The sequence below is a fragment of the Longimicrobium sp. genome (assembly GCF_036387355.1).
Classification (GTDB): domain Bacteria; phylum Gemmatimonadota; class Gemmatimonadetes; order Longimicrobiales; family Longimicrobiaceae; genus Longimicrobium.
In genome coordinates this window covers 1-5,942 of sequence record NZ_DASVTX010000565.1, presented here as the reverse complement: position 1 = coordinate 5,942, position 5,942 = coordinate 1, and the positions used below count along the sequence as shown (strand labels likewise).

Below are 5,942 nucleotides of genomic sequence, written 5' to 3'. Positions count from 1 at the left end.
GCCGCGTGGCCATCCGCCGCTTCTGGAGCGTGCCGGAGCCCGAACCGCTGCGGCTGCGGCCGGCGGAGTACGGGGAGCGGTTCCGCGCCCTGCTGCGCGACGCGGTGGCGGACCGGCTCCCCGCGGATCGCGCATCCCTTCTGCTGAGCGGCGGGCGCGACTCCACCGCGCTGGCCGCCACGTGGCGTGAACTGGTGGACCGCGGCGACCGGTCCACCGAGCTGCGCGCCTTTACCGCCCACCACGCCCGGCTGATGCGGGACGAGGAGCCGGCGTACTCGGCGATGGCGGCAAAGGCGCTGGGGATTCCGCAGGCGCTCCTGGCGGTGGACGACTACGCGCCCTTCGGCCGGTGGAGCGCGCCGGACCTGCGGCGGCCCCAGCCCTCCGCGTCGCCGCTGCTGGCCATTGAGGCGGACCAGTACCGCGCGGCGGCGCAGCACGCCCCGGTTCTGCTCACGGGACAGGGCGGCGACGCGCTGCTGCGCGAAACGCCGTCGCGCCTCACGCGGCTGGCCGCGGGCGGGCATCCGGTTCGCGCGCTCGCGGAAGCCGCCGTGTACGTGCGCTGGCACGGGCGCCTGCCGCGCCCCGGCGTACGCACCTGGCGCGCGGAGCGGGCGGGCGCGCACGTGCAGGCGGCGTCCGCGCCCGCGTGGATCGACGCGGATTTCGCGCGGCGGGTGTCGCTTTCCGAACGCCTGGCGCGGTGGGCGGAAGAGCGGCGCACGCCTTCCCCGCATCCCCTGCGGCCGGAGGCGGCGCGGCAGTTGGGGAGCCCCTTCTGGCCCGTGCTGGGCGCGCTGTGGGACCCGGGGAGCACCGGCGTTCCCGTGGAGGTGCGCCACCCGTTCTTTGACCTGCGGCTGGTGGAACTGGCGCTGTCCATCCCCCCCGCGCAGTGGTACAATGACAAGGGATTGCTGCGCATCGCCATGCGGGGCCGGCTTCCCGCGGCGGTGCTGAACCGGCCCAAGACGCCGGTGGCCGGCGACCCGCTCGCGGTGCGCGCCCGCGCGCTGGGCGACGGGTGGCTCGGCGGCCTCCGCGCCGGGCCGGAGGTTCTGCCGTGGGTGGACCTGGACCGCGTGCCGTCCTTCACTGGCGGCGCGTCGCCGGACCGGTCCGCCTCGCTGCACACGGACCTTCGCCCGCTCGCGCTCTCCCTCTGGCTCGCCACCATGCGCGGATGATGATTGATCCACCGCGCGCCATCCGTCATCCCCATCCGTCCGGGAGCCGCCCCTCGTGAGCAACACCCGGCGCTACCGGCTGTACGGGATGACGGTGGAGGTGGAGCCCGGGCTTCCGGACCTGCCGGCGGAGGACGCCGCGGGCCCGGCGGACGTGCGCGTGTGGATGGGGCGCGTTCCCGCGGACGCGTTTGCCGCCACGGGCGCGGCGGAGGAGCCGTGGTACGTGTCGCCGCGAATGTCCATGGACCGCGAGCCGACCGTTGTCGTGCACCGCCGCGCGGACGGCGGCTTCCGGATGGCGTACGCGGACGGCTGCGAGTACATGGTGGACGCGTCCGCCTCCCGCATCGCGTGCACCTGGCCGCCGCACTACACCCCGGAGGACGCGGCGACGTACCTGCTTGGCCCGGTGCTGGGGCTGGTGCTGCGCATGCGCGGCGTGCCGTCGCTGCACGCCGGCGCCGTGGCCATCAATGGACGCGCAGTAGCCGTCGTGGGCCCGGCGGGCGCGGGAAAGTCGACGACGACGGCGGTGCTGGCGGGGCGGGGGCACCGCGCGGTGGCGGACGACGTGCTGGCCATCCGCATCCGCGACGGCGTGGTGCTGGCGCAGCCCGCGTATCCGCACCTGCGCCTGTGGCCGGACGCGGTGCCCACGGTGCTGGGTCCCGGCGGAACGCTCCCCCCGCTGACGCCCAACTGGGACAAGCGCTTCATGCGGACCGACGAGGGGTTTGACCCCGCGCCCCTTCCGCTTCGCGCCATCTACGTGCTCGCGCCACGGGAGGATGCCGGCGCGCCGCGGCTGGAGCCGATGGGCGCGGTGGAGGGGATGCTGGCCTTGGTCTCCAACGCGTACGTGGGATGGTTTCCCGACCGGGGCGCGCAGGCGCGCGAGGCCCGGGTGTTCGGCCGGGTGGCCGCGGCGGTGCCCATCATCCGCGCGGTGCCGCACACGGACCCCGCGCGGCTCCCCCGCCTGTGCGAACTGATGGAAGACGACGTGCGCCATCGATCCACCCCAGCCCCCCGCCGCGCGTGAGCGCCTACACCGTCCGCTCCTTCGGCAGCATGATGGCGGACCGCGTCCGCACGGACAGCTACGCGGCGGCGCTGGAGCGCACCGTCCGCCCCGGGTGCGTGGTGCTGGACGTGGGGACGGGAACGGGGATCCTGGCGCTGCTGGCCTGCCGCTACGGAGCGCGGCACGTGTACGCCATCGACCCCAACAACGCCATCCACGTCGCGCGGGCGTCGGCGCAGGCCAACGGATACGCGGACCGCATCACCTTCATTCAGGCGGTGAGCACCGAGGTGCGGCTGCCGGAGCGGGCGGACGTGGCCGTGGCGGACCTGCGCGGCGTCCTTCCCGTCCACGCCGGCAACATTCAGGCGATGGCGGACGTGCGGGAGCGGCTGCTGGCGCCGGGCGGGGTGGTGATTCCGCGCACGGACACCATCCGCGGCGCGCCGGTGCAGGACGCGGAGGCGTACGGCCGCATCACCGCGCCGTGGACGGAGCACGGCCACGGCTTTCACCTGTCCGCCGCGCGCGAGGCCGCGCTGAACGACTGGGGCAAGGTATACTTTGCCCCCGAACAATTGCTGGCGGACGCGGCGACGTGGGCCGTGCTGGACTACCGCGCCACCGCGGACCCCAACGTGACGGGGACGATGGAGTGGACCGTGGCGCGCGCCGGGACCGGCCACGGCGTGTCGGTGTGGTTCGACGCGGACCTGGCGGAGGGAGTGGGATTCACCACGGGGGCGCACGGGCCGCGCACCATCTACGGCACCGCGTTCCTTCCCTGGCTGCAGCCGGTGGAACTGGCGGAGGGCGACCGCGTCTCCATGCGGCTGGATGCGCGGCTGGCGTCGGGCGAGTACGTGTGGGTGTGGAACACCGACATCCGCCGCGGGGACGGCGCCGTGTTCCGCTTTCGCCAGAGCACGCTGCAGGGGGTAACGGTGGGGATGCGCGCGCTGCGGATGCGGGCGCACGACTTTGCGCCCGTGCTTGCGGAGCGCGGGCGCGTGGATCAGCGCATTCTGGAGATGATGGACGGAACGGCGACGCTGGGCGAGATCGCGTCGGAGCTGCAGCGGCGGTACCCGGACCGCTTTCCCGACTGGAAGTCCGCGCTGTCCCGGGCGGGGCAGCTGAGCGAACTGTTTGCCGAGGGAGCGGAGCCCGGCCTCAGGTCTTGAGGTTGTTCTGCCCCTGCGTGGCGTCGTTCTTGTTCTTCTGGTCCGAGTTGGTCTGCGTAAGCGACGTGAAGTCGCCGTAGATGCGCAGCCGGGGGGTGCTGTAAGGAAGGCGGATCGGGTTGTTGGACTGCATGGTCTGCCACCGATTGTAGAGGATCACGCGAACGCGTGTAGCCACGCGCGCAGTAAACATTTAGCAGCATCGTCCCGCCACGGCAAGCCCCGCGCCCGCGCCGCCGTCCACATCCGGAGGGTGCATCCTCCGCACCGGCTCCGCTCGCGTCTCCTTTGCCGCGAATCTTCGGAACGCGCCGCGCTCCTCATCCAAACAACAATTCCATCCGCTCGCGGTGCAGTCCAGCGGCGATCCTGCGTGTCTCCCGGACAACTCCGCCGCAGGGCGCGCCCGGGTCCGGCGGCTTCCCACGGTGCGCCACGTCCGCAAGCCTGACCTGCCACGTCCTGCTGTTGCAGTTCGTCCCGCAGATTAGTACTTTACGCCGGTTCGTGGAACTCACCCGGCACCCCCGGCCGGGCGCACGCACCAGCACCATCCTCCACGGCCATCTCCTCCCGCGGTTCCACAGCCACACCCTTTGATCCACCGGATGAACATGCGTCGACTTCTGCCCCACGCCATGGCCCCGCTGCTCGCGGCGGGGCTCCTCACCACCAGCGCCGCCGCGCAGGTCAGGCTTTCCAGCGCCTGCCGCCCCGTGCTGGATCCCGCCCAGCAGCCGGTGCAGGGCACCACGCTGCGCATGGCCCCGGCTACCTACAATGTCGGAAGCCGCAGCTACACGACCAACGTGTACAACGGCCAGTTCGTGGCTCCCACCCTCACCATGCAGCCGGGGCAGCAGTTCCAGCTTTCCGTCGTGAACAACATGACGGGCACGGCGTCGGAGGCCGACACGCTGGTGACGCACACCAACTTCCATACGCACGGTCTGGTGGTTACGCCCAGCCCCAACGGCGGCGACAACGTTACGCACATCAGCACGCCCAACGGGGGCGGAACGCAGGCCTACAACTTTCCCGTGCCGGCCGTTCACACGCAGGGGATGTTCTGGTACCACCCGCACCCGCACGGCGTTACGGGGCCGCAGGTGGCCGGCGGCCTGAGCGGCGCGCTCATGGTGGGTTCCGTGCTCACCTACTTTCCGCAGTTCCAGGGCGTGCGCGAGCGCACGCTGCTCATCCGCGACATGTCGTTCAACTTCGACTCGGCCAGCGTCTTCAACGTCAACGGAAGCACGTGCGCCCTGTTTCCCATGGGCTCCGGCGAGCAGCAGCTGTGGCACATCGGCAACTTTGGCGCGAACCACTTCGTAAACCTCAAGCTGCGCGACGTGCGGACCGGGACGGGCGTGCAGTGGCTGCTGCTGGCGCTCGACGGCAACTATCTCGCGGCGGCCACCCCCATGGACTCGCTGTACCTGCCGCCCGGGAGCCGCGCCGAGGTGATCGTGACCGGCCCACCGCTCAACCAGCCGGTGGAGCTGTACTCGGACTCGGTCTTTTCCAAGTCGCAGGATTCGGTGGGGCTGGGTTACCTGATCGGCACCGGGTCGCGCACGGTGCGCCGGGCCGCGCGCCCCGCGCCGGCCGGGGTGGACGCGGCGCTCGTGGACACGCTGGATTATCTCATGAACGCCACGGACGTGGGGCAGCAGACCTTTACCTATTCGTTCCCCGACAGCGCGCATGGCGGCGGCGCCGCGGTGAACGGAAAGCAGTACGCGCCCAGCGATCCGCCGGTGCTCGTTCCGTTCGGGCAGGTGCAGGAATGGACGATCGTGAACGGGACCACGGACCTGCACACGTTCCACATCCACCAGACGGACTTTCTGGTCATGTCGGTGAACGGGCAGCCCGCCAACGAGGGCCGGCTGCGGGACAACATCCCCATTGGCGTTCACCAGACGTCCAGCGGGCTGGCGGGCGACACGGTGGTGATCCGCTTTGTGTTCGAGCCCATCGCGGCGGGCCCGTTCGTGTTCCACTGCCACGTCCTGCAGCACGAGGACGAGGGGATGATGATGAACGTGTGCGTCGACGACCCCGCCGATCCCAACGGGCAGACGCAGTGCAACTCGCTGTTCTCCAGCCAGCCCGCCCACCACTGAGGGACGGAGAAAGGCACGGCGCCGGCGGACGATCCGGCGCGGCAGTGGGCCCGACCCCGGATCCGGCGTGGCAGGCGAAGCTCGATGCGGCCGAGGGTGGCTGAGCGAATGAATTCGCCGCAACAACGGCGGAAAGTCCCCCCGAACAGACGGGGGGACTTCACCTGCACGCCCATCGATCGCCCGGTGTAAGAGGCGAACACAGGTGCCGCGGATGCAGTCCGCGCAGGCGGACTTCGTGTGTTTGGAGGCGCGGTTTCAACCGCCGGGCACGAACCCCGCGGCCGCACGCCACCCCACGCCCAACGGCTCCCCTCGCCCGCTTGCGGGAATGGGCCGGGTGCCGTTCCCCCCTCTCCGCGCGGCTGTTTGCGCGGACAGGGGTCGGGGGAGGGGCGCAGTTGCCGTG

Annotated in this window: 5 protein-coding genes; 4 read left to right on the top strand and 1 reads right to left on the bottom strand. The window is 71.6% G+C overall.

What is annotated here, in order from left to right; all coding sequences use genetic code 11:
• The 3 genes from VF665_RS24540 to VF665_RS24530 all read left to right on the top strand — a co-directional run.
• The coding region (locus VF665_RS24540; RefSeq protein WP_331056128.1) for an asparagine synthase C-terminal domain-containing protein at positions 1-1,193 on the top strand (1,193 nt) is incomplete at its 5' end.
• A gap of 55 nt (positions 1,194-1,248) precedes the next feature.
• Positions 1,249-2,238, top strand: coding sequence for a hypothetical protein (locus tag VF665_RS24535; protein ID WP_331056127.1), 990 nt, complete (start codon positions 1,249-1,251; stop codon positions 2,236-2,238).
• A complete protein-coding gene (locus tag VF665_RS24530) occupies positions 2,235-3,404 on the top strand; it encodes a 50S ribosomal protein L11 methyltransferase (protein ID WP_331056126.1) in 1,170 nt (389 codons plus the stop codon). The genes VF665_RS24535 and VF665_RS24530 overlap by 4 nt, the downstream gene beginning before the upstream one ends.
• Here the strand turns inward: VF665_RS24530 and VF665_RS24525 are convergent.
• Positions 3,394-3,564, bottom strand: a complete 171-nt coding sequence (locus VF665_RS24525) for a hypothetical protein (protein WP_331056125.1) — start codon at positions 3,562-3,564, stop codon at positions 3,394-3,396. The two genes, VF665_RS24530 and VF665_RS24525, sit on opposite strands and share 11 nt — an antisense overlap.
• Positions 3,565-4,018: 454 nt before the next feature.
• On the opposite strand from VF665_RS24525, the gene VF665_RS24520 reads away from it, so the two are divergent.
• Positions 4,019-5,533, top strand: a complete 1,515-nt coding sequence (locus tag VF665_RS24520; RefSeq protein ID WP_331056124.1) for a multicopper oxidase family protein — start codon at positions 4,019-4,021, stop codon at positions 5,531-5,533.
• Positions 5,534-5,942: the final 409 nt, after the last annotated feature.

Coding starts and splice junctions, on each gene's coding strand:
- VF665_RS24520 (WP_331056124.1), top strand. CDS start 4,019: ATGCGTCGACTTCTGCCCCACGCCATGGCCCCGCTGCTCGCGGCGGGG.